The sequence below is a fragment of the Anabaena azotica SJ-1 genome (assembly GCF_047275885.1).
GTDB lineage: Bacteria > Cyanobacteriota > Cyanobacteriia > Cyanobacteriales > Nostocaceae > Trichormus_B > Trichormus_B azotica_A.
Genome location: NZ_CP178454.1, coordinates 5,667,155 through 5,691,284, shown reverse-complemented (window position 1 = coordinate 5,691,284; position 24,130 = coordinate 5,667,155). Strand labels below are relative to the sequence as shown.

17 protein-coding genes are annotated in these 24,130 nt (G+C 34.5%); 5 read left to right on the top strand and 12 right to left on the bottom strand.

Features of this window, described 5'->3' with window-relative positions; genetic code table 11:
* Nucleotides 1-48 precede the first annotated feature (48 nt).
* From ACLLO5_RS24755 to ACLLO5_RS24745, 3 genes are all read left to right on the top strand, one after another.
* On the top strand, nucleotides 49-1,059 hold the full coding sequence (locus tag ACLLO5_RS24755) for an AAA family ATPase (RefSeq protein WP_413173132.1): 1,011 nt from the start codon (nucleotides 49-51) through the stop codon (nucleotides 1,057-1,059).
* Between the two features lie 19 nt (nucleotides 1,060-1,078).
* On the top strand, nucleotides 1,079-3,589 hold the full coding sequence (locus ACLLO5_RS24750) for a S8 family peptidase (protein WP_413173131.1): 2,511 nt from the start codon (nucleotides 1,079-1,081) through the stop codon (nucleotides 3,587-3,589).
* Between the two features lie 429 nt (nucleotides 3,590-4,018).
* The gene (locus tag ACLLO5_RS24745; protein WP_413173130.1) at nucleotides 4,019-6,499 is read left to right on the top strand and encodes a vWA domain-containing protein; all 2,481 of its coding nucleotides are present in this window, start codon (nucleotides 4,019-4,021) and stop codon (nucleotides 6,497-6,499) included.
* Nucleotides 6,500-6,551: 52 nt separating this feature from the next.
* On the opposite strand, the gene ACLLO5_RS24740 is transcribed toward ACLLO5_RS24745, so the two are convergent.
* Entirely contained in the window at nucleotides 6,552-8,486 is a 1,935-nt protein-coding gene (locus ACLLO5_RS24740) for an ATP-dependent nuclease (RefSeq protein ID WP_413173129.1), read from the bottom strand.
* 270 nt (nucleotides 8,487-8,756) lie between these two features.
* A complete protein-coding gene (locus tag ACLLO5_RS24735; RefSeq protein WP_013193253.1) occupies nucleotides 8,757-9,500 on the bottom strand; it encodes a response regulator transcription factor in 744 nt (247 codons plus the stop codon).
* Nucleotides 9,501-9,657: 157 nt separating this feature from the next.
* On the opposite strand from ACLLO5_RS24735, the gene ACLLO5_RS24730 reads away from it, so the two are divergent.
* Both ACLLO5_RS24730 and hetI read left to right on the top strand, forming a co-directional pair.
* Nucleotides 9,658-10,722, top strand: a complete 1,065-nt coding sequence (locus ACLLO5_RS24730; RefSeq protein ID WP_413173128.1) for a YheT family hydrolase — start codon at nucleotides 9,658-9,660, stop codon at nucleotides 10,720-10,722.
* 14 nt (nucleotides 10,723-10,736) lie between these two features.
* On the top strand, nucleotides 10,737-11,456 hold the full coding sequence (hetI, locus tag ACLLO5_RS24725) for a 4'-phosphopantetheinyl transferase HetI (protein WP_413173127.1): 720 nt from the start codon (nucleotides 10,737-10,739) through the stop codon (nucleotides 11,454-11,456).
* Between the two features lie 41 nt (nucleotides 11,457-11,497).
* On the opposite strand, the gene ACLLO5_RS24720 is transcribed toward hetI, so the two are convergent.
* From ACLLO5_RS24720 to ACLLO5_RS24675, 10 genes are all read right to left on the bottom strand, one after another.
* Nucleotides 11,498-12,592, bottom strand: a complete 1,095-nt coding sequence (locus tag ACLLO5_RS24720; protein WP_413173126.1) for a glycosyltransferase family 4 protein — start codon at nucleotides 12,590-12,592, stop codon at nucleotides 11,498-11,500.
* Complete coding sequence (locus ACLLO5_RS24715; RefSeq protein WP_413173125.1) at nucleotides 12,592-13,752, bottom strand: glycosyltransferase family 4 protein; 1,161 nt, start codon at nucleotides 13,750-13,752, stop codon at nucleotides 12,592-12,594. The genes ACLLO5_RS24720 and ACLLO5_RS24715 overlap by 1 nt, the downstream gene beginning before the upstream one ends.
* Nucleotides 13,753-13,768: 16 nt before the next feature.
* Nucleotides 13,769-14,935, bottom strand: a complete 1,167-nt coding sequence (locus tag ACLLO5_RS24710; RefSeq protein WP_413173124.1) for a hypothetical protein — start codon at nucleotides 14,933-14,935, stop codon at nucleotides 13,769-13,771.
* Nucleotides 14,936-14,953: 18 nt separating this feature from the next.
* The gene (locus ACLLO5_RS24705; RefSeq protein WP_413173123.1) at nucleotides 14,954-15,526 is read right to left on the bottom strand and encodes a D-glycero-alpha-D-manno-heptose-1,7-bisphosphate 7-phosphatase; all 573 of its coding nucleotides are present in this window, start codon (nucleotides 15,524-15,526) and stop codon (nucleotides 14,954-14,956) included.
* A 64-nt stretch (nucleotides 15,527-15,590) separates the two neighbouring features.
* A complete protein-coding gene (gmhA, locus tag ACLLO5_RS24700; RefSeq protein ID WP_413173122.1) occupies nucleotides 15,591-16,160 on the bottom strand; it encodes a D-sedoheptulose 7-phosphate isomerase in 570 nt (189 codons plus the stop codon).
* A gap of 45 nt (nucleotides 16,161-16,205) precedes the next feature.
* On the bottom strand, nucleotides 16,206-17,006 hold the full coding sequence (locus ACLLO5_RS24695) for an NAD-dependent epimerase/dehydratase family protein (RefSeq protein WP_413173121.1): 801 nt from the start codon (nucleotides 17,004-17,006) through the stop codon (nucleotides 16,206-16,208).
* Complete coding sequence (locus ACLLO5_RS24690; RefSeq protein WP_413173120.1) at nucleotides 16,990-17,934, bottom strand: GDP-L-fucose synthase family protein; 945 nt, start codon at nucleotides 17,932-17,934, stop codon at nucleotides 16,990-16,992. Before ACLLO5_RS24690 ends, ACLLO5_RS24695 begins: the two co-directional genes overlap by 17 nt.
* A 75-nt stretch (nucleotides 17,935-18,009) precedes the next feature.
* On the bottom strand, nucleotides 18,010-22,281 hold the full coding sequence (locus tag ACLLO5_RS24685) for a glycosyltransferase (RefSeq protein WP_413173119.1): 4,272 nt from the start codon (nucleotides 22,279-22,281) through the stop codon (nucleotides 18,010-18,012).
* Between the two features lie 118 nt (nucleotides 22,282-22,399).
* A complete protein-coding gene (locus ACLLO5_RS24680; RefSeq protein ID WP_413173118.1) occupies nucleotides 22,400-23,380 on the bottom strand; it encodes a hypothetical protein in 981 nt (326 codons plus the stop codon).
* Complete coding sequence (locus ACLLO5_RS24675) at nucleotides 23,374-24,108, bottom strand: sugar phosphate nucleotidyltransferase (RefSeq protein WP_413173117.1); 735 nt, start codon at nucleotides 24,106-24,108, stop codon at nucleotides 23,374-23,376. The genes ACLLO5_RS24680 and ACLLO5_RS24675 overlap by 7 nt, the downstream gene beginning before the upstream one ends.
* Nucleotides 24,109-24,130: the final 22 nt, after the last annotated feature.

Below are 24,130 nucleotides of genomic sequence, written 5' to 3'. Positions count from 1 at the left end.
TTCTATAATAGATTAGGTACATAGGGTATCTAATATCAATTCTAAACTATGGCACGTGGCGAAACCCTCAGAAAGCTCTTCAAAAGCTTCTCTCGCAATGAGAGAGAGGAGTTTTTGGCTGCGGCTAACGAACTAATTGAAGAAGAAAGAAATAAAAATCACATCCTGCTGGCTAGAGATTTGGAAAAACTGCTGCACAATGGCAATGGATACACCAAACCCCTAGCAGCTAACCTAGCTCCCTGGAATCAATTTCCTGAACCACCTAAAGATAAAGATACTGGACTAGCTTTACTAGATGTCAAGCGGTTTGACCTGACATGGGATCACATCGTTCTCAGTGAAAAAATATTTGATATCCTGCAAGAAATCGTTCTCGAAAACCGTAAGCAAGACATCCTTGCAGCCTATAACCTCAAGCCCAAAAATAAACTGCTCTTTTGTGGACCACCGGGTTGTGGTAAAACCCAAACCGCAAAAATTCTCTCTAGTGTCTTGAGTTTACCCCTTGTTTACGTGAACCTAACAGCAGTATTTTCTTCTTACTTAGGTGAAACAGCTACCAATCTTCAGAAAATTTTTACTTACATTGAACAAGGGGAATGGCTGGTTTTGTTCGATGAGTTTGACGCGATCGCTCGTGATCGAGATAACTTAAATGAACATGGTGAAGTCAAACGTCTAGTCAATAGCTTGTTACAACTCATTGATAATGCAACTAATCAAAGTATATTTATTGCAGCGACTAATCACGAAAAACTATTAGACAGTGCAGTTTGGCGAAGATTTGACGAGGTGATTTTCTTTGACAACCCCACTCTGGAATTACGCACGGCTCTTTTAAGCCGTTATCTGTCTGGTATCCGTTATACTGCTATTAATCTATCTACTTTTGCTGAACGGCTAGAAAATGCGACAGGAGCAGATATAGAACGTATTTGTTCTGATGCAATTAAAGCTGTAATTCTACGGGGGGAGCGTACCTTGACTGCTGATGATTTAGAAGTTGCGATAGGACGCTTTTTAGAAAGGCAAAGTATAATAGCAAACTCACAATAATCATCTACGCCAAATCCTCATGGTAAGTCAGTTTGAACACCTTAAATTACCGAAAACTATAAACATCGAATTACCACGAAGGCCAGGGCGTGGCTTTGGTGGTGGAAAACGCTCTAATCCCGTTGAACATGGTAAGCATTTATTAGATCAACTTTCTGGACTAACTGAGCCGAAAAAACAACAGAGTAACCCTTTTCGTCTTGATCCAAAATTAATTTTTAAGATTAAAGCTACTAAAAAAGGATCGATTGAAGATAAGGATTTGACTAGAACAGGATTAGATATTTTAGCAATTGAGCCTGATAAAGCCATAGTTGTCTTTTCGTCTGATCTGGAGTTAAAAGAATTTAGGAAACGTTTAGAAAATTACAGTCAAATTACCGAAGGACCAGAATATTCATATTTAGGGGCAATTGATGAGTTAGTCCCCCTTGAAAGAGAAGATCGCATTGGTCGTTTGTTAGAACTAAAGCCCGTACAAATAGGTGAACTTGCAGCTTTAGATTTGGAACTCTGGCACACAGGCGATCGCAAAGAAATGCAAAAATATTTAGATGATATAGCCGATGTTTTAGAAAGTTTGTCAGAAGATACTGCTCCTATGAGAATGAGTGATCGCTACGTTGGTGAATATATGTGCATAGCCAGAATTAAAGTCACTCAAGAGATTTTAGAACTTTTACTAGAAGAAAAAATCGTCAAAGAAATTGATCGTCCTCCCCAACCTGCATTTGAGAGAGATGGTGATTATCAGTTACCAATTTCCAGTTTTCCTGAAGTAATTTCTCCACCTGAAAACAATTGCGGCATTCTAGTTATAGATTCAGGTGTACAGCGTGGTCATCCATTAATTGCTCCTGTACTGGGTGAAGCTGATGTATTTTCAGATCCAGAACAGAAATTAATAAAAGGTGGTGCAGATGATGTAAATGGTCACGGGACAAGTGTTTCTGGCATTGCTATCTATGGAGATGTCGAAAACTGTATTAAAAAACGGTCATTTGATCCAACAGTTTGGTTATTTTCTGCTCGTGTAACAGATGAAAATTGTCAGTATTATGAGGATCTTCTCTTAGAAACTCAACTAGATCAAGCTATTCATGCTTTTGTTGATCAGTATCCTAACTGCAAAGTAATTAATATCTCATTAGGTAATGCTAACCAAATTTATAGAGATAGGATGAAGCAATTTCGATTAGCAGCAAAAATAGATGAAATTGCTTATCAATACCAAATTAAGAAAATTAACATTGTTTTTGTGATTTCAGCAGGAAATACTAACCCACTTCATGAAAAAGCAAGATCAGATGAACAACTAAAGACTGACTACCCAAATTATTTACTCGATCAAAATGCTCGAATTATTGATCCAGCAACTTCTGCGATCGCACTAACTGTAGGTTCTTTATCTTATGGACGTGGTAGTATGACAGAACCTGCGGATGTGCGTCGTCAGGCGATCGCAAAATTACCAGGATACCCTTCACCCTTTACCAGAACTGGTTTTGGAGTAGATGGAATGATTAAGCCTGATGTTGTAGATTTTGGTGGAGATTTAGCATTAGACCTCAGTTATCGAGAAGGTTTAGATTTACCTAAAGTTAGTCAATTACGAGATAATGTTGCTGGGGTTTCTGTTGTTACTTTCTCCAAAAATTTCCAAAGTTCTTTATTTCACATTTGTAGTGGTACAAGTTTTGCTGCACCTCGTGTAGCTAACATTGCTGCTCAACTCTTCACAAAATATCCAAATGCCAGTTCTAACCTCATTCGAGCTTTGATTGTTAATTCTGCGGTGCTTCCCAAAGAAATTCCAGATGAATTTAGTAATGGTACAGAATCTCAAAAAATTAAAAAGCAGCTACAAATCTATGGCTATGGACAGACTGATTTAGAACGTGCAATGTATTCTGCTGAAAACTATGTTGTTCTATCAGAAGAAGATATTTTAAAAGTTGGCTATTTTAATCTTTATACAATTCCCCAACTACCACAGGAATTTTTTGATGTAAAAGGTACTCGCATACTATCAGTTACCTTGGCATTTGATCCTCCAACTCGTCCAACTCGTGGAGATTCATATTTAGGAGTAACAATGGAATTTGATCTTTTCAAAGGAATTGATCATAAAATTGTTAGAAATGCTTATGAAGTTGCTAGTAAAGAAGCTGCTAGTAAAAATAATTCGTCTGATGAGTTTGTAGAAAATACAAAGACAAAGCTAAAGAAAAAATATGGTGATGGTATTGAAGTAAAATTTTCTCCAGGTTCTAATATTCGTAAAAAGGGAACTTTACAAAAGGGACAAGTACAAATTTTTCCGCAGTCTACAAAATATAATGAAGGAAATATGACTCTGGTGGTGAGTTGTAATCGTAAATGGGCAGATCCAGATGACATACAACGTTATGCTTTAGTAGTTAGTATTAGTCATTCAGATCCTCAAGTTAATTTATATAATCGGATGAGACTTCAAATCGACCAAATTGATCAGATTGACCAGCGAGAAAGAAACCGAGCAAGGGGTTAAATACTAAAAACCTGAAAATTCATGTCGTAGAAAGTAAATACATAGGCAAGAGTAGGTAAGACTGGACACAAGACAAGATAAGCTTTTTTCAGTTTAACTTGACATTCTTATAGTATATGTGTACTATATAATTATGTAGGGTCATGTAAATTAAGAAAAAGTTTTCTCTATTTTGATTTCAAAATACCATAGCAACCCGATTAGATTTATGTATCTCTTACGGGAGCATATTTTTTGTTGAGATAGAGAATAGGAAAGAAAGAGAATAGTAGATGTGTACGTAATTTGTAAGAGCAAAGTACCAACTACGCCAACAAAGCTCAAATAGGAGTCCTATATTATTTACAACATATTACAACCTCATCCTAATCAAGTAGAAATTGGTTTATTCTGAACAGTATTCCGTATAAAATTACCATTCGCAAAATTATGGCAAGTCAAAAAACCAAATTTGCTGTTTATAATCTAGCCGGTAAAGAAAAAGCTTTCTATTTAGCTGAAAAAGTTCATCTAGAAATTAAGCCTGATGCTATTCCTAAAAAAATGATAGCTCATAGCATCATCATTATTGACCGTTCCGGTTCAATGTATCATGATATTGAGGCTTTAAAAGAAACTTTAATCAAGCTGTTGACTCTGGATGAATACAGTAATACCGAATTGGTAATCTCACTAATTTCTTATTCTTCTAAAGGTGATGTAACTTGTCATTTTCAGCGTGTACCTATTCAAGAAGTCATGCAGCCAGATTCACTCTATATTGCAGAAATTAAAGCAATTCATGCTGGTTGTGCAACTTGTATTTCCCAATCTTTAAAATTAGCACAAGAATTGATTAAAACTGGTGAATTAACAGCAATTACTTTACATAGTGACGGCTATGCTAATGATAGTAGTTTTAATGCTGAATCTAAGGCTATAGAATTAATATGTAATGATTTGCAGAACAAGGATGTTTTTGTTAACACCATTGCTTATTCTCCCTATTCTGATTTTAAATTTTTGGCAAAAATTGCTAATTCTGTATCTGGCATTTGTTTACAAGCTGGGAATATTAAAGAAGTCTATGATGCTCTTTATAACACGGGAAATGTGTTAAAAGAAGCTACGGGAATAGTCATAGAAGAACCTTTAGCTAGTGACTACAGTTATCAAGTGTTTTTCTCCCCCACTGCTAAGAAAATTAATGGTACAAATCAAACTTTGAAAATTTTTGGTTTGAAACCGGAAGATGAAGCTTACATCTATAAATATAAGCAAATTACCAAAGAAGCTTATGAGCAATTAAAAGATATTCCTGTTGCCCAAAATGATCAATCTGTCTATATCTTTGCTAAGGCTAATTTAGCAGATGGAAATCTCAATACTGCTAAATATGCGCTTGCGAGTACCTTTAACGCAACTTTAACAGCAAGACACGCGAAAGCTTTAACAAATGAAGACATTGCAAATTTTACTAAAGATTTGGAAATAGCAATCTTTTATCCTCATGTTTTAGCTGAACATGAAATTTTAGATCATGTCAAAGTTAATGATAAAATCTCAGTTTTAAAGTTGATTGATATTTTATCACAACATCGGCAACATATTATTATTAACCTCAAACATCTGCAAGCAACTTACCAAAGGAAAGGTATCAAGCGTGTTAATGGTGTGCGGGGAGAAAATGGAGAATTAATCAAACCTTGGTTAGAAATAGAATATATTGAACCAGGTGATTATGTGCAGATGGGTAGTTTTGATATTAACCGCAACACGGCTACTATTAATATGCTGCTTACGCAAAAAGTGAAGTTGGTAAAAGCAGAAGATAAAACTGCAATTACAGAAGTTGCAGGTGTGTTGTTAAATGATTTAACGACCTTCAATAATTACACTATTGTTAGTGATGGAGAAATTAATATCAAGGCTTTAAAAGTGAAAATTAGCAGTAAAAAAGCCTTTGATGATTTAAAAGCAGTTAGTGTTATTGATGGTGAAGAATTTGATTTTCAAAAAGAATATACTCTGCAATTAGAAGATTTACCTTTAGTGAGTTTTGAGGGTAATTACAGTAGTATTGATAGTTTATTTACTCAACTTGCAGAAATCAAGGTTTTATCTAGTATTCTTGCTGCCCATTTACGGGAAGAGTCGGATGTATTTATTCCCGAACAAATTGAAGAGTTGAAAAAACATTATCTTTCTAAAAGCCTGTATCTAAATTTTCCCACGACTAATGAATATACAGATTTGAAAGCAGCTTTATCTGATGGTACGGTAGACTCAAGGGTGAGTTATAAAATTGATATTGGTGGTACAGAAATTCTCAATTTGAGTAAATTGTCTTCTGCTAATCAGTTTCTTGATAAAAGATATGAAGTTTATGATTCGGAAACTGGCGAAATTTTCACTAAACCCACTTTTGAACTGGGGTTAAATGAAAATATTGCTTTTCGTCCTAAAACCTTGTCTTCGAGAACGAAAATTACAAAAGCAGATGATCTGATGAAAGCAATTTTTGATGATTTTTTGGGAATAGAAACAACCGGAAAAGTTGCGAAAATTTTGAATTTAGTTGGTGCAGGAAGTTTGGCTTTATTTCTACAAGCAAAACACGCTGGTACACCTGTGAATAAACAGGAAATTATCAATGCAATGACAACTGCAAAAAATAATTTAGAGGAGTACACAGAAAAAGTTTATCGAGAAAAGATTTCACCTTTGGTATTTTACATTGGTGCAACTGGTTTGTTACCTGATGAAATGTCTGCTCAAGCGATGACTGCTGATGAAATAGGTAGTAAATATCCTAATTTACAGTTTTCTAAAAGTGAGCAGGAAGGGACATTTTTCGTAGTGGGTGATACTGTAATTAGTGTTTATGCTCAAAATGAATATTACAGTAAAAAGCCTGTTGGTGTTAGTTAGTTGATTTTGTAGGGGTTTAGCAATGCTAAATCCTTATAAAATAACTAAATTACTAAATTGAATTTAAAAAATCCCATTCATCAAACCAAAGCGATCTATCCACTTGCTCAATTAATTCAATAAATTGAGTTGTGATATTAAAAGTCACTCTATGAGGTTGTAAAGTAGAGGAAATAACTAATTCTACATCTTCTTTTGTCATTAGTTTAAAAAGATTATCGCTATCTAAACATTGTTGAATATGTTGACGTACAATAGTGCCTAATTGCACATCATTGTTTTTAATAAATTCATAATTACCTCTATTAAGTCTCAATATATTATTCAATTTATCCCTAATGTTTTTATACCAATAGATTATGTTTTCGTACTTTGTATCATCATAACGATTAGTTAATGTTGTTTTCAACCGAGAATAATTATTTTCTAAATCATTTTGTAACACCTGAATATCAACATTTATACCTTTTTGTACTAACCATTTACTTAAAAGTCTAGCTAGTTTTGGTATATCAGTGAATACAGTTGATTCCAATGTATAAGCAGACCAAATATGAGATTTTAGATTAATGCGGTTTTGAAATTCTGGTGTCAGTGTAGATCGATGGGTGTCGTTAAGAAAATCTCTGTCTATTATTAATACAGATTTCTCCCAGAGTGTTTGATTATTTTTAACTTCAGAAAAAACGGTTTTGTAATGTAAAATTCTCTCAGAAACTTCATTAACTCCTCCTAAAACCCAATAAACATATTTTTTAGGATTACCAATATTCTGCTTGAGCAATATATCAATTACCTGTGCATCATCTGCACCTTCTACAAATATTAGCTTATCTGATTCGATAGCGTTTAAAAAATCTAATCCACTCACCATTCCTAATGCACTAATCACGGGATTAACTTGAGATGGATAAATACCAGAAAATCGGGTATTTACTGTTGGTAAATTAGTATTTATACTTTTATATCTTCCTGTAGGTTGACTATCAAGATGGAATAAATTAGATAAATTTGCACTACGAATTAATGCTTCATTATGGGTTGTGATGAAAACTTGATTATCTTGGGAGAATCTTAATAAAATTTGCAATAAACGGCTCTGGATTTCTCTATGAATATGGCTATCTGGTTCATCTAAAAGAATTAAGTTTAAGTCTTTGTTAATATTGTAAGGATGGTAAACATTGAGTAAAACCTCAATAATTTGTAAACTTCCACTCCCTAGTAGAGCAAGATCAAATTCTCCTTGATGATTTTGCAAATTAAATACAACATTTACATCTTTTTGAATATCACTGGATGTAGAAATACTGATTTGTTGAGTTTGGTTGTAAAGAACAAAGGAAAGATCATCTAAAAATTTTCTAAAGAGGTCAGGGTTAGGAGAACGATAAAGTTGATACAACCGATTACGAATGACACTTGATGAATCACGATTGATGATAGATTCTTGAACTTGTGGAGGTGTGGTAAATCTTTCTATTTGACGAATTGTACCAGAGGGTGATGTGTAGTAAAAGCTAAAAGGAGATGGTAAATTCTGGAAAAAATTGTTAAATTCTTGAAAGTTATAATTAGTAAAATCTACTAATTCTATAACGTAATTACGTCCTGAACTACTAATATTAAAACTGATAGTTATTTCTTCGTCATTATTACTTAAAGTGGCAGATAATTCTATTCTTTTTCTTTTATCTCTTTGATAAAAGATATCTTCAAAGTTAGGACTTAAAACACTATTAATGTGATCAAAGTATTTTTCTTGTGTATTTCCTAAAATATAATCATTTTTTCTATAATTTGCTGTTGATCTGCCAGCTTGCCTGATTAATCTAGTAAAACATTCATGCCATAAAGATAAAGCTTGTAGTAGTGTAGTTTTTCCTGAATTATTAACTCCAGTAAAAATACTTACGGTCTGATTAAATTCTACTTGAATATCTTGAAACAACTTAAAATTCTTAACTTTAAACCGTGAAATGTGCATTTTTACACCTCTGGGTTTATCTCACAAAATAAAAATATCAAATAAAATAAAAAAGGAAGAAATTATTTTATTTTACTATGTAAATGTTATGATTCATATTTATTTTTTGCAGAAACTGATTTACAAAAAGTAAAACAATACAGCCATTTTCGTCTATAAATCTCTATAGAGTGCAAATATCAATTATTCGCCTTATCTACACCCCACACCCCATAAAATAAGGGTGCATTTATAGCACCCCTATAATAATGAGGGATATTGGAGTGTGTTTTACTCCACCACTGTAGCGGTAGTCCCCTCAGCTGATGGTGGTAGACTGGGTAACTCTAGACAGTATCCAGCACCATAAACCGTCTTTATATAGCGCGGATGGCGGGGATCTGGTTCGAGTTTGGTTCGCAAATGGCGAATATGCACCCGAATGGTTTCTATGTCGTCGTCAGGGTCATAACCCCAAACTTCTCGCAGGATTTCACTAGGAGAAACTGTTTGACCGTGACGTTGAAGCAAACAATGAAGTAGTTCAAACTCTAAGTGAGTCAGTTTCACAGTTTCGCCGAACCAAATGGCCTCAAATCTTTCTGGAACGAGGGTAAGAGAACCATAGTTGAGAATTTCACTGTGTTTTGCTGCTTGGGGGATGCGGTCAGTTCTTCTTAATAACGCTCGCACCCGTGCCAACATTTCTTCAACTTCAAATGGTTTGGTCAAGTAGTCATCTGCACCCGCATTAAATCCTTCTACTTTGTATTGAGTTTGGCTTAAAGCCGTCAACATCAATACCGGAATTTCTGCGGTGCGTTCATCCCGACGTAGACGTTGGCAAATGGTAAACCCGTCTACTCTGGGTAACATGAGATCGAGCATGATCAAGTCGGGTTGTAGCTGGAGGGCCAGCGCCTGACCTTTGATGCCGTCTTCAGCTTGACTAACATCATAGCCAGCCATTTCCAAGTTGACGGCAACAAGTTCTGAAATCGCTGGGTCATCGTCTATGACAAGAATCCTCGGCATTCTTAAAAAATTATGACTACTCTCTATTAAGGATAAATAAGAATCTTTGTGATATGCAAAGATTACTATTTGGATTGTAAAAAAGATTTTAAATCTAACATAAATATTAAGATTAAAGGACTGTTAAATCAAGAGCAAATTACACGAATTTTCATATATGGTGTGCCACTCTACTTACAATCCGCCATATTTCTTACGAAATGGCGTTGCTATGACTGCTTACACTGCTTTGCAGGCGGGACGTAACTGGGAAACTAGCGTTCCTCATCCAGAACCACTTTATCAGCAAGTGATATTTACTGGTGGGCAGGGTGTGCCAATTTTCGGTTGGGTTGCTATTCCTAAAAATGCTCATAGCACTATTGTTGGTACTTATGGCATTACAGGGGAGTTGGAACAGCAATGGTTTTTGAGGTTAATGGGATGTAAAGCATACTCGCAAGGATACGCTGTGGTGTTATTTGATTGGCGAGCGCATGGTAAAACGGCTGAATTATCCCCAACGTTAACTTCTGATGGGTTGTATGAAGGGGAAGATTTTGTGAGAATTGCGGCACAAGCGGCAAAAATGGGCTGTCCAAATAAATTTTGGTTTACGGGGTACTCTTTGGGCGGTCAACTGGCTCTTTGGGGCATAAAAGCGGCTGTAGATTTAGGAATTAAAGGGATTGATATTGCTGGTGGGGCGGTGATTTGTCCGAGTTTGGATTCGTTGCGATCGCTCACCTACTTAGTCACAACACCCTTTGGTAAGTACGTAGAACCCCGTATTGCTGGAGAATTAAAAAAACTAGCCTGGAAAATACATGAACATCATCCTGGCCACTTTGATGCAGCAGCTATTGAACGTGCTAATAGCATTTGGGGATTTGATGAGGAATTAGTAATAGGGCGTTTGGGTTTTTCTTCTGTGCCAGAATATTATGAAGCCAGCAGTGGTTTAAATATTTTATCTCAGTTGCAAAAACCAACTTTAATTCTTTATGCTGCTGATGATCCTTTATTTCATCCCGATATTGTTCCTGATTTAAAAATTGCCAGTTCCCAAAATCCCAGCATAGATTTACTACTAACTCGCTATGGTGGTCATGTTGGTTATGTGAGCAGTAAAAAATGCCAATATCAAAATCAAGATCCTGATCAATGGTGGGCTTGGAACCGCATTTTACAGTGGATCGAGGAAAAACAAAGAGACACCGCAGAGTTAGTATCCTCATTTTAAATGTTGAATTACCTGTGAATACCTTTAATCATATTTGGCTACCTGCTCCCACAAATTTAATTTTGTTATCCGATGATGTACATATATGGAAAATAGATCTGAATCAGCCGGAATCACAATTACAATTGTTTCGTGAATCTTTATCTAGTGATGAAATAAGTCGCGCTGAACGGTTTTATTTCCCTGAACATCGCCAGCGGTTTATTGCTGGTCGTGGTAGTCTCCGCACTATTTTAGGACGCTATTTAGGTATAGAACCTGCACAGGTAGAGTTTGAATATCAACAGCGTGGTAAGCCAGTTTTAGCCGCTAAATTTGCTGATAGCGGATTGTTATTTAATTTATCTCATTCTCAAAATTTGGGTTTATTTGGTGTGAGCTATCAACGATTAATAGGGGTGGATTTGGAATATATTCGTCCTATGTCAGATTTAGAACGTCTTGCCAAAAGGTTCTTTTTACCAAGTGAATATGAAGTAATTAAATTTCTTCCTAATGAACAAAAGCAACAAGTTTTTTTTCGTTACTGGACTTGCAAAGAAGCTTATTTAAAAGCTACTGGAGATGGTTTAGTTCAACTGGAACAAATTGAAATTAATTTGACACCAACAACACCTGCTCAATTACTTGTAACTGGAGATTGGAGTTTGCAGGAATTAGTACCAGGAGATAATTTCGCCGCAGCGGTGGTTGTGGCTAATAGCGGTATAAATTTTCAGTTTTGGCAATCATAAATTGTGCATTTTATTTGAGTTTGTTTTCATCTATTAAATGTTCAAAGATATTTTTTTAACACTTCTGCGGTAGCAAGTGCGGTTTTTTCCCAACTAAACAAATTTGCTCTCTCTATGCCTTTTTGAGAAAGTTGTTTTCTCATTTCTGAATCATTGATAATTGCTTGCATTGCTTCTGTGATTTCCCCTACATTATGGGGATTAATGAGAATAGCCGCATCTCCAGCTACTTCAGGAAGTGAAGAAATATTAGAAGTAATAACGGGAGTCCCACAAGCCATTGCTTCCAGCACAGGAAAACCAAACCCTTCCCAAAGACTAGGGAAAACAAGAGCAACTGCTTGATTTATGATTGTTGGTAGTTCACTGTAAGGTACGTAGTTGAGGAACTTGACACGATGAGTGATACGCAATTCTTCAACTTGCGCTTGTAGTAATGGAGTGTAACGTTTATCGGTGGGTCCTGCTAACCATAGTTCATAGTCTCCCTTGTTAGGTAGCGCAGCAAAGGAACTGATGAGTCGCTGCAAGTTTTTGTAAGGGTCTTGACGACCGATGTATAGGAAGTAATTACTGGTGGGTAGATTGAGATAACAGAAGTGAGTGCGATTATATGCTAGAGGAATGGGTGTTATTTTCTTAGTAGGAATTTGGTAAAAGTCGGTGATGTCCTTAGCTGTTGCTTGGGAATTACAAATAATATGTTGTGCTTGTTTAAAAACTTGGGGAGTGTAGTAACGGTGGTATGGTGTGAGTGGAGATAAGGGTTTGGGAAAGCGCAACGGTATCATGTCATGAGACATGACAATAAAACGACAGTTGCTGTAAAGGGGTGCTTCTGGTATTGGGGAGAATAAAAGTTGAGATTTAAAGTTTTTATAGATTTTTGGTAATTGAAATTGTGTCCACATTAGCCGGCGTAAATGTCCTTGAATACCGTCAGCAGGAGTAAGATTATTTGGGACTGGGTAGCAGTTGAATTCAGGATATTGATTTGCTGTTAATAGTGTAGGTTGAAGAGATTTTAAATAAGGAAATAGATTTAAAGCATAGTTACTGATGCCTGTTGGTTGAGAGAAGAGAATGGATAAATTTATGACTAATGGATGAGACAATGAATTATTTGCTATGTTCATTAACTGATACTTCTATAAGCTTTCAACGTTTCTCTAGCCGTCCTTTCCCAAGAAAATAATTTTGCTCTTGTTTTACCTCTTTTGATTAAATCTTGCTGAAGTTGAGAATCACTTATTACTTTTAGAATAGCATCAGCCAACTCCATATACTCATTGGGATTGATTAATATAGCTGCATCACCTGTAACTTCTGGAATTGATGAAGTGTTAGAAGTAATTACTGGCGTACCTAAAGTCATTGCTTCCAAGACAGGTAAACCAAAACCCTCATAGTGAGAAGGATAAAGGAAAACATCTGCTTTTGAGTAAAATAATGCTACTAATTGATTAGAGAGGTAGTCAAGATGATAAATTTCGTCTTTCCAAGGAGAATTATCAATGGCTGTACATATTGGTTCATAATTCCATCCTTTTTTACCAATTAATACTAATTGATGTTCAATTTTATATTTTTGCTTTAACCAGTTAAAAGCCGAAATGATATTAATGATATTTTTTCTTGGTTCTAAAGTGCCTACAAACAGGAGATAGGGTTTAGTGAAATTAAAATTTATCTCTTGTTCCAATGTTTGCATCATCGGTACAGATAAATAATACGGATTATAGCGACTGGCTAAAGGCGTTACGTAAATTTTTTCTGGTGATACTTTTAAATAGTGAACAATATCTTTCTTAGAACTTTCAGAAACAGTAATTATTAAATCTGTCCATTTCAAGCATTGTTTAACTCGATCTGCATAAGTTCTTACTATCCTGTTAACAAATGTGGGATATTTAATAAAAGTTAGATCATGTATGGTCATAACTTTTAAGCTTTTATCACAAGGATAAACTACATGATCTGTACCATGACAAATATCTGGTGATCCCAAATATTGTTCATAATAACTAAGTAGAGGATTAGAGAATTTAGATAAAATATTAGAAATTGTTACGGGAATTGGTAAAGTGTAAACTGGAATATCAAATTCATTGATAAAATATGGCGTAGCAAATTTACCCTGTAACCAATTTTTTAATCTAGGTTGATATACAATTTGTAGTTTAAAATTTTCTGTACTTTGAAGTATTTTTAAGGCATTGATTAAATTATATACATATAGTCCTATACCACTCGGCTGAGAAGTTAAAGGAGTAGAATCAACTGCTACAGTGAACATATTAATACCATATTTTTTATTTAAAGTTCAACAATTGATTCATGTAATTACCATAATTTTCTATAGAATGAAAATTTTGATAATCTGTTTGCATTGCTTCAATTTTGTATTTTAAAACTTCAGACTTTGCTATATTAATAATTTGTTCAACTATTAATGTTGGCTGACTCCAATCAATAATTAATTCATTTAATCCATGTTTAATTAATTCCTTCGCCATCCAAGTACCTTGTGTAACTATAGGTATTTTACCGGCAATAATACATTCTGTGAATATGCCTGATGTGCGTTCGCTGTATGCAACATTATCATAAGGTAAGAGAATAATATCACTTGTTTTTAGCCAATGTAAATATTCTTCTTCTGTCAGATAATTAGCAATTAATTTAACTTGCACACCATTAATTGATTGCAATAGTTCTGAACTTTGTGCTGCTACCAAATGGATATGTTTTGCCAGATCAGAATTTGCAGTTACTAATGATTTGATTTTATCCCACCCCTTTTCCATACGAGGTGTTCCTGGCCACCAGCACTTAATTTCTATACTTGTTTGAGAGTTTGTTTCCACATTAATAAAATGTGTATGCGGTATTGGCATTACGGTAACTACTTCCTGAAAGTAATTTTCTAAGGATTTACTTAAAAATTCACTATCTGTTAGTAGATGAAATTTACCAGGTTCTAAAATTTGCTTTATTAATTTATTTAATAATTTGTAAATCCAGCGAGTCTTATCTTTATGTGTATCCCGACGGTAAAGTAACCAAACTGATAAATTTTTTCTGGGGGTGAGGTATAAAGCAATTAGCAAAGCAAAAAGCTGTATATGAATAAACCTTTCAGTGAAAATGATGGGATAATTAGATCCCGGTAAAACTTCCTTCTTTAAAAAATTAGCAATAGTTTTTCCTAAATGCCAAACATCATTAAATCTCAATATTCTGATAAGAGGATTAATTTTTGCTTCTAAATTGACATCGCTTAAACAAGGATACCAATTACTAGGTAAATTCTGTACACCTGCATCAGGTGGAACAGCAGCTATGTGTTTCCATCCTAGTAAATTAGCAGCTTTAGTTACAGCAATATGATAAGGAATTATGTGTCCTTCTCCCCCCATTAAGTTAGGAATAATGGAAATTAAAATTGGTGTATCTGCAAGACTATCGTTTTTATTCATGTTAGTAACTTTATCAGTTTAATTGGGAATAAGTAGTGCCGTTTCGGCAATGTTATTGATAACATGAATAGAAGATTTTTGTTGCCAAATATTTTTATTTTCTATTCTACTAGTCTGTAAAAAAACAGGTTTACACCCAGCATTAATAGCACATTCTACATCACTAATAGCATCACCAATAAAGAGTGATTGCTCAATTTCTAGTTTATGCTTTTCCGCAGCTTTCAGAATCATGTGTGGTGATGGTTTACGGCATTTACAATTATCAGATGGATGATGAGGACAAATAAAAATATCTTGAAACTTGATATTAAAACGTTTATACTCATGCTGCATTTTATCATGAACGGCTATCACATCATTCATAGTAAAATAACCTCTACCAACACCCGACTGATTAGTAATAACTATTAGTTGATATCCTGCATCTTGCCATTTTTTTAAAGTTTCACCCGCACCAATAGGAATTTTCACTTGATTAGGATGGCTAAGATAGGGTACATATTCTATTAATACTCCATCTCTGTCTAAGAATAAGGCTTTTTTGAATTGTCCATTAGAGCTATAACCATTGTATGATTTAGGCTGCATATCACATATTGCTAATGGGTAGTTAATTATTATTTCATTCGTTCAGATTCAAAAGAATATTTTCTTAATCGGGCTTACTAAACAGTTGTAATTCTACTTGCTCACAAATTCGATGGTAGGTTATTACATGGATTTCTTGGACAAGTGGTGTATGCTGTTCCTCGACAAATAAGGGATAGTCTACTAAATCATTGATTACTCCTCCATTATTACCAGTCATACCAATAGTAGTTAGTCCCATCTTTTTAGCTGATTCTAAGGCACAGATAACATTTTTGGATTTACCAGAAGTAGAAATACCCCACAGAATATCTCCTGGTTTACCTAAAGATTCGACCTGACGGGAAAAAACAGTTTCAAATTCATGATCATTAGTCCAAGCTGTAAGAATAGCAGGATTGGTTGATAGTGCGATCGCAGGTAAGCCAGACCGATTGATATTGAATCTCCCCACTAGCTCTGCCGCTATATGCTGTGCATCAGATGCCGAACCACCGTTTCCACAAATTAACAAATTATTTTTCGATTTAAAGCACTTAATAATTACATCAGCAGCCATTGAAATGGACTGACAATAATTAGCTGTGAATGCTGACTCTATTAGACGTATCCTATCACAAACCCATGTTTCCAATTTTATGGCCTCACTGTTAGATCACAACCGTTTTGACTAGAATGACTAGCTAAAAGTCCCTACCTGATTTTCTACAAACTTCAAAACTGTTTCACGAGTTTGGGGTAATTTCACGACTTGTTGAATCTTCTCCAGAGAAATTTCATAGTTAACTTTTGGACTATTCGGTTCAACTTTAACTTGACTACCAACTAAATTTATCACCTCCATCAGTTCAATTAAACCTTCACCACATATGTTGAATATCTCATTTTTGTATTTGCCAGAAAGAGCTAACTCCAGGACTATACTTGCTGCTGCATCCGTATTAATATACTGAAGTTGACTCTGGGGATGAACCCAAAGTCTTTGTCCTTGAAGAATATCGAAGATAGGGTTCTTCTTCATCCCATTACCTACAAACCCACCCATGCGGAAAATTATCCAATTAGAGTGGCTGTGGATAACACACTGTTCTGCCAAATATTTATGAAATCCGTATGGACTTTGTTGGGATATATTGATAATATTATCCTCTTTAGTGGTACTAGGCTGAGAACAATCTGGATAAACATCACAAGAAGATAAATGAATGTAACAGTTGGAATGAAAATCAATTAAAGATTTCTTCACCGAACGTACAGATGCATCGAATTCTTCTAGAGGACTTTCCTTAGCTAAATATTTACGAGAATTTCCGTTGGCATTGATGAACAAATCACAAGAACTGCCAACGTATTCAGCATAGTTATCACGAGTTATTACAGTATAGTCAATTTGATTAGCTACAGCCCAACGTGCATAAGCTGAACCAACAAAGCCTTGACCACCCAAGATAAAAACTTTGAAATTAGAGTCGGATGCCATCAGTTTTATTTAAATAATGTTGATCAAACCAAGATATGGTTTTTTGCAGTCCATCTCGCAGAGATGTAAGAGAATAAAGCCCCAGAGAATTAAGTTTTTTAACATCAAAAATCTTAACCATTTGTCCATCGGGTTTATCAGCATCCCAGACAATTTTCCCAGAAAAACCAGTCATCTCTTTCAGAGTTTCTGCTAATTCTTTAATAGAGGTAGTTGTTCCTGTAGAAATATTGACAGGATCACTAGAGTCATAGTTATCTATAAAATAAGGAATAGTTGTAGCAACATCTCCCGCATAAACAAAATCACGACAAGGTTTACCCGTTCCCCACATCACTATTTCATCAGCATTAGCCAACTTAGCTTCATAAAACCTGCGAATCATTGCCGGTACTACATGAGATTCTCCTTGACGGAAATTATCATATTCTCCATAAAGATTACCTGGAATAATTACTACAGAATTTAGTCCATACTGTTGGCGATAAGCACGACTAGCTACAATGCCCATTTTTTTACTTGTAGAATAAGCAGCACTTTCCTCTTGGGGATATCCTTCCCACATTTGAGATTCATCAATAGGAGACTTCGCCGTAGCAGGATAGCTACAACCGCCCATTGTATATATAAGCTTTTGTACTTTAAATTTAGCAGCTTGTTCAAATACTAAAGCTGTGAGTAGAGTATTACGATAGTAAAAGTCTCCTGGGTAGGTACGATTAGCACCAATCCCACCAGAATAAGCTGCTAAATGAACAACAACTAGGGGATTATTTTCTATAAATAGGCGCTCAACCGCCAATGGATTCATTAGATCATAATCTTTGGAAGATACGCCCACAATATCAGCTTGAGGATATTTATTATGTAATATCGGCAGTAAATGCCTACCTAAAAAACCAGTTGCTCCAGTTACTAGAATTTTCATAAGCTCTCCTTTAGTTGGGGTTGAAAAATTTATGTTGTTTATACAGTGTCTATTAAATCAATGAATGAAATCACATCAATATGAATCTTTTAAATATGTTGTTAACCAATTCATAAATGGTTTTACCTCTTGCTCTAAATTATATTTGACTGCAAATAATTCTCTAGCTGTTTGACTCATTTTTAAACGTAATTGAGGATCACTAACTAGTAAATCTATTGCTTCTCCTACCGCTTCTGCATCTTCTGGAGGCACACAAAGTCCCCAACCTTCTTTTTGAATGTAGTCTATTAAACTGGGATTATCTGATGCAATAGTAGGAATACCTAAAGCCATATAATCGAAAATTTTAGCTGGATTTGCATATAATCTACCTAAATAATCTTGGGGATTTGAATAGCGATAAGGGTAAAAGCAAATAGCTATATCAGCATATTCAAAAGCGCGTTTGAGTACCATATCTCTATGTACAGGTTGGTGTAGAAATACTGGTTTATTTCCTGAATTAATTCGAGTTATTAATTCTTTTTCATATTCAACATCTAAAAATGGTCCAGTAAGATGTAGTTCAGTTGCTAACTTACTTTTGTAATATCCATCAAGAATTTCTGTAATTCCGTGGTAGATACTAATAGTACCGTGATACCACAAAATAGTCGATGAATTTGTAGTTATTTTTTTACTACTTACAATTTCATTTACTTCTTTTTGCCGAGGAAAGTTTCTAATATAGAATTGAGTATCTGTTATTGGAAATTGCTTATTACGATAATGCAATCTTCCAGGATCTACATCTATAAAAGCATTAACTTTATTTAATAATGAATCTATATATTTATCAAAATCATCTTTAATGGTAGGAATTTCTAACATATAACCAATTAAAGGTTTATTAAATAAAATTTTGGCGAGAAAATAGGTAGCAGCTAAAGCAGTTTCATTTATTCCTATATAAGCGTCGTATCCTTTTAGCTGAGTGATTGCTTTAGCTATAAACTCTGTTTTGCCTGCTTTTGTATACTCGTTTAATGTAGTAGGATAACTAATAATTCTAAACTTATGTTTTTGCTGTAATTCATATTTTTTCTCAAAAGTTAGACAAAATATATCAACACTAATTCCTTCCTCAACTATTTGATCTGCGACTAGCTTAATTGTAGGTGAAAGATAACCAATATCCTGATGTATTAATATGCAAATGTGTTTAAAATTCTCATTCGCTGGCAAATCATTATATTTATTGATATCTTCTAAGTTTATCCTGCTTACATTCTGCCCCATTAGTTGATATGAATAAGAACTAAGAATTTGATCATAAAGTTCTTTACAGAAATTATCATGCCCAAAATCATCTCGATTTAAAAATGGTTCAATAATCCGGTTTAATAATAAAGTTTCTGGTGATAATTCTACAAGTTGAGGTTTCCATGAAACAGATTCTAAGGGACGTGGTAAAAGGATTCTCTCCTTAAAGATATGCCTAAATGCAGCATTCATTGACGCATCAAAATTTTCCTGTCTATAACCAGTTTTAACTATTTCAAAACCTTTCTTGGCTACTTCGAGACGCATCTGTGAATTATTTAACAATTTTAAAATTTGATCAGCATAAGCCTTTGGCTCATCGAAAACAGGAAAAGCATCGCGTTCAAAATCAATACCTCGTAACGCTGTACTAGTAGCAACTACAGGTTTTCCCATTGACAAAGCTTCTATGGTTTTAATATTAAACCCAGCACCTATTTTAACTGGCAAAATAACCAAGCGAGTTGCGGCATACAATGGACGTAATGTTTTGACTTCTCCAGCGATAAACACTTTAGGATGAGTTATATCCTTTAAGTCGCCAGATTTCATGATATTTCCGACAATAAACAAATTGATATTTTTATCTGCCAAATAAGGAAGGTAAACTTCGTAAAAAAACCACCTTAGTGATAAAACATTAGGTGCATGGTATGAACTAACGAATAATAAATCTAGAGAATTTTCTTGTTTTATTCGCTCATTTTGAGCATAATTTTCCAGGATGTCTGAGCCGCTTAATTTCAAAATATCTAATAAATTGAAACACCCCGATAAATCACTATATTGAAGAGGATATAACCGTCCAATATATGGAACATGATAAAGTGATGGTTTTTGTACAGATTCTTTAACCTTTTCAAGTTCTTGCAGATTGTTAACTAACAAAACTTCACATTTATTCAATAAATTGCATTCTAATTCCCATTCTTGAGAAGCTATCCCACGGTTATTATAGAAGGCATATTGATGGGACTGGATATCATGCATTTCGCAAATAATATGATGTTGTTTTAATCCCAATTTTTCAATTATTGACCAACTAGAAATATAATTGAGTAGAACAGCATCTATTTTTTGATTCTTGAGAAAATCTGCTAAATCAGATGTAACTTCAAGATTGGAGCGACCAAATAAGTCAGATTGCAGGCTTGGCTGTCCCTTGATGCGCGATGTAATGTAGCTAACATTATCAAAAATATTTGAAAGTAACGGCAATTTATATTTTAAAAACCAACTTTCAATAACATTAAATGGTGCTAATTTCTTTTTCGCTACAGATACTTGATAGGAAAATTCATCTTCAGATAATTTGGCATCATAAAAAAAGAATATTCCATAAATACGATATCCACAGCGAGATAAATAATCTAAATGACTTCTTGCTACTTGTCCTGAACCAGTATTATTAACTATTGAATCAGCATCAATTATGTAGACTATAGATGGTGCAGATTGCTCCACACTAGGACTGAATGTTAAGGAGTTATTCTTTTGTTGAACTAAACATTTCACCAAAGTATCAGGAGAGTGTTTGGCACGCCAAAATAAACTATATTCTAATGCAGCTTGAGTAATTTGCTGCCAATTATTTAATATTCTCAGCACTGCATCAGCCATCTGATTTGGTGATTCATATATACTGGCTCGTGAATCATCGACTTGTGCAGCCATCCAACTGTTTGCTGGTACAACTACTGGCTTACCAGCCACCAATGCCTCTACTAAAACACCAGAACTTCTGGCCCCATAGCATTCTGGAGAATAGGGAATCACTATAATATCTGCACTTGATAGTAAATCATAGTAAGCTTCAGTAGACAGTATTTCTTTAAATAACTGTATTTTGCTGGATGGATATTGCTCTAACTTGAGACGTGCCTCTTTAATACCTGGTTCTCCCCCATCCAGATTAAAGTTAGATTGGATTTTAAATCTAATTTTCCCTGGCAAGATATGACTCAACCATAGAGCATCTACTAACTGAGGTAAATACTGATAGCCTTTTTCTGATCTGGCATCACCCAGATAGACAATGTTAATCGCTTCTGTTGTATAGTCACAAGAAATTGAACGCTCTTTAATTTTTTCATGCCGAAAAGGAATAGGAGCTGTAATAAAACGAATTGGACTAAGTCTATTATGCTGTAGCGTTAGCTCATCTGTATCTGTGTAGAATGTGACTGATGTTGGATATAATCCTGATCCATAAAATCTATTTAAGCAAGCTTTTAGACCAATTCCTTTAGCATTAATAACTATTTGTTCATAGTAATCTCGTCGCAGCAAAATATGACAATGCGGAGTGCTTTCAGAGTTGTTGGCAGCTAAAAAGTTAAATAATTCCTCTAGTTGTTCAACACTAATGGTATGAATAAAAATATGATCTTGGGCAGTAAGATTTATTTTCTTAAATAAAACCTTTAAATTTTTAGCAAAAATTCTTTCCTGTTGCAGTTTATAGTGGTGAATAAATTTGATGATCGTATTTATATTAGATTCTAGGATTATTTTTACTAATTTTATAGGTATCTTAATTAAAAGTATAATAGTTTTGACAGGTAATATATGAATTAAAATTTTTTTGGTTTTTAATAAAAGCTTAATTATAACATATAAGGGGATCGCCAACTTTATTACATCAGATTTCAGTGCTGATTTAAGGAGAAAATTTATTTCCTTAAATTTAGGCCATAAAGATTGTAAATTAGGCAGTGAAATGAAAAGATAATCATAAATTATTTTCAGTATTAATCGTGTTTCTTGCTTAAGCAGAAATTTGCTATTATTGAAATTCTTAACGAGAGTGATTAACCGACCTATCAAACTAGCTTCAGAAAATAATGTTCCTGTCCAATCTTGAGTAAAGATTGCTATTAAGTTTATATCTTGTGGATATAAATAACTGGGGAACTGTTTGTGAGAAATGATAATTGGTTCATAACCAATTTTTTTTGCCGCTTCTGCTACAGAGATATCATATTCATAATGATGTCCACCTAAGTTACGCAGAGATTGATCAATTATTACAAATTTTGGCATAAATATAAGTTACCTCTTTATGTAAAGAATATTAAATCTATAATTCGCTCTTTGTTTATATAGTCAGATTATGCGACTATCAGTTAACTTATTTAATGATTCATCTCCACATTGTGATTTATGAAAAAATAATTTGTGAGGCAGGAGCGTTTATACTTACATCTAATATTTGCTGTTCAGAAAATACCTCTTTTAACTTGGCATGAACCTCAACCGGAGCAAAAAATAACATAAATCCACCTGCTCCCGCACCTAATAATTTACCACCCCAAGCACCAGCATCAATACCCATTTGATAAATTTTGTCAATTTCTTGATTAGAAATGCCTCCATCTAAATTGCGTTTAGCTACCCATGCTTGATGTAATAGTTCACCAAATTTAGATAAGCTGTCATTTCCAGTAAGTATATCCCATCCCAGATCAACCATAGAACGCATAGTTTTTAAAGTATCTGTATTATCTCCTATTTTTTGTAATTGTTTAGCAACTACATCTGCTGCTTTGCGCTTGATTCCAGTGAATACTATAAATAGATGTTTTTCAAACTCCTGTAGGCGTTCTGGAGAAATAGGTACACGATTAACTACAATATCATCTTCTGTCCTAAATTCAACTAGATTAAATCCTCCAACTGCTGCCATTAGCTGATCTTGACATCCCACTTTATCTTTGAGTAAATGACGCTCTATATAAATAGCTTCATAGGCTAAATCTATCGGTCTGACAAACTCCCCTTTAAAACTATGCAAGGCATGGAGTAGAGAAACAGTAAAAGAAGAAGAAGAACCTAGTCCTGTAAATGCAGGTAAATCGGCTACATTATGCAGCTCAATATCTTTATCTAAGCCGCAAAAATTTAAACATTCTCGATAAACTTTGTGTTCTATTTCGTTTACTGTCTTGACTAGTTCTACTTGTCTGTAAGAAACTCTAATTGAATAATCAAATAGATGACTCAAAAAAGGACTAACTGTTACGTAAGAGAATTTGTCTATAGCTGTTGCTAATACAGCACCTCCATGGTGGAGAAAGTATTCAGGATAATCAGTTCCACCACCAAAAAAACTAATCCGTACAGGAGCGCGAGATATCAGCATACAAAATCAAATCTATCTAAGTTTTGTAATATAAATCCTTCAGCCTTTGGTAAGGACTCCGGAGTACCTATATCCAAGAATGGAGCATCGGTAATATGTACTTTGAAGCTAATATTTTTGGCAAGTAATGCTGGAAAGATTTCGTGTTCAAAGCTCAAAGGATAATTGTGAGGAAACTCTTTGAGTAAAGAGTTTTTAAGTAAATACACTCCAGCATTTATTATGCCAACACCAGGATGCTTCTCTGCAAATTTTACTAGTACACCAGTTTGATTACACACTAGAGAACCGTATCGCGTAGTATCGTCTACTGATAAACCAAGTATGACTCCACTTAATTTAGGGTCTAATAAATGAGTTGTCAATGAATCTAGGCGAGTAAAAAGCAGGGAATCACCATTTAACACTAACCAAGCTGAGGGTAAAATTCCTATTTGCTGAACGGCATTTAAAAAACCGCCTCCTGTTCCCAATGGTTGCATTTCTTGGCAACAAATAATTTCCACACCTTCTACAGGTTGATGTTGAAAGTGTTGTTTTATGACTTCTGCTAAATAACCTGTGGAAATTATTACTTTTGCGATTCCCTGTGTTTTGAGATAACGGACAACCCACTCTAAAAAAGGTTTACCTGCTACCATTGCCATAGGTTTAGGAATACCAGGAAGCAGGTGTTTAATCCTTGTCCCATAGCCACCAGCCAGAACTACAGCTATGATATTATTCATATTAGATAGCGTTATTTATACT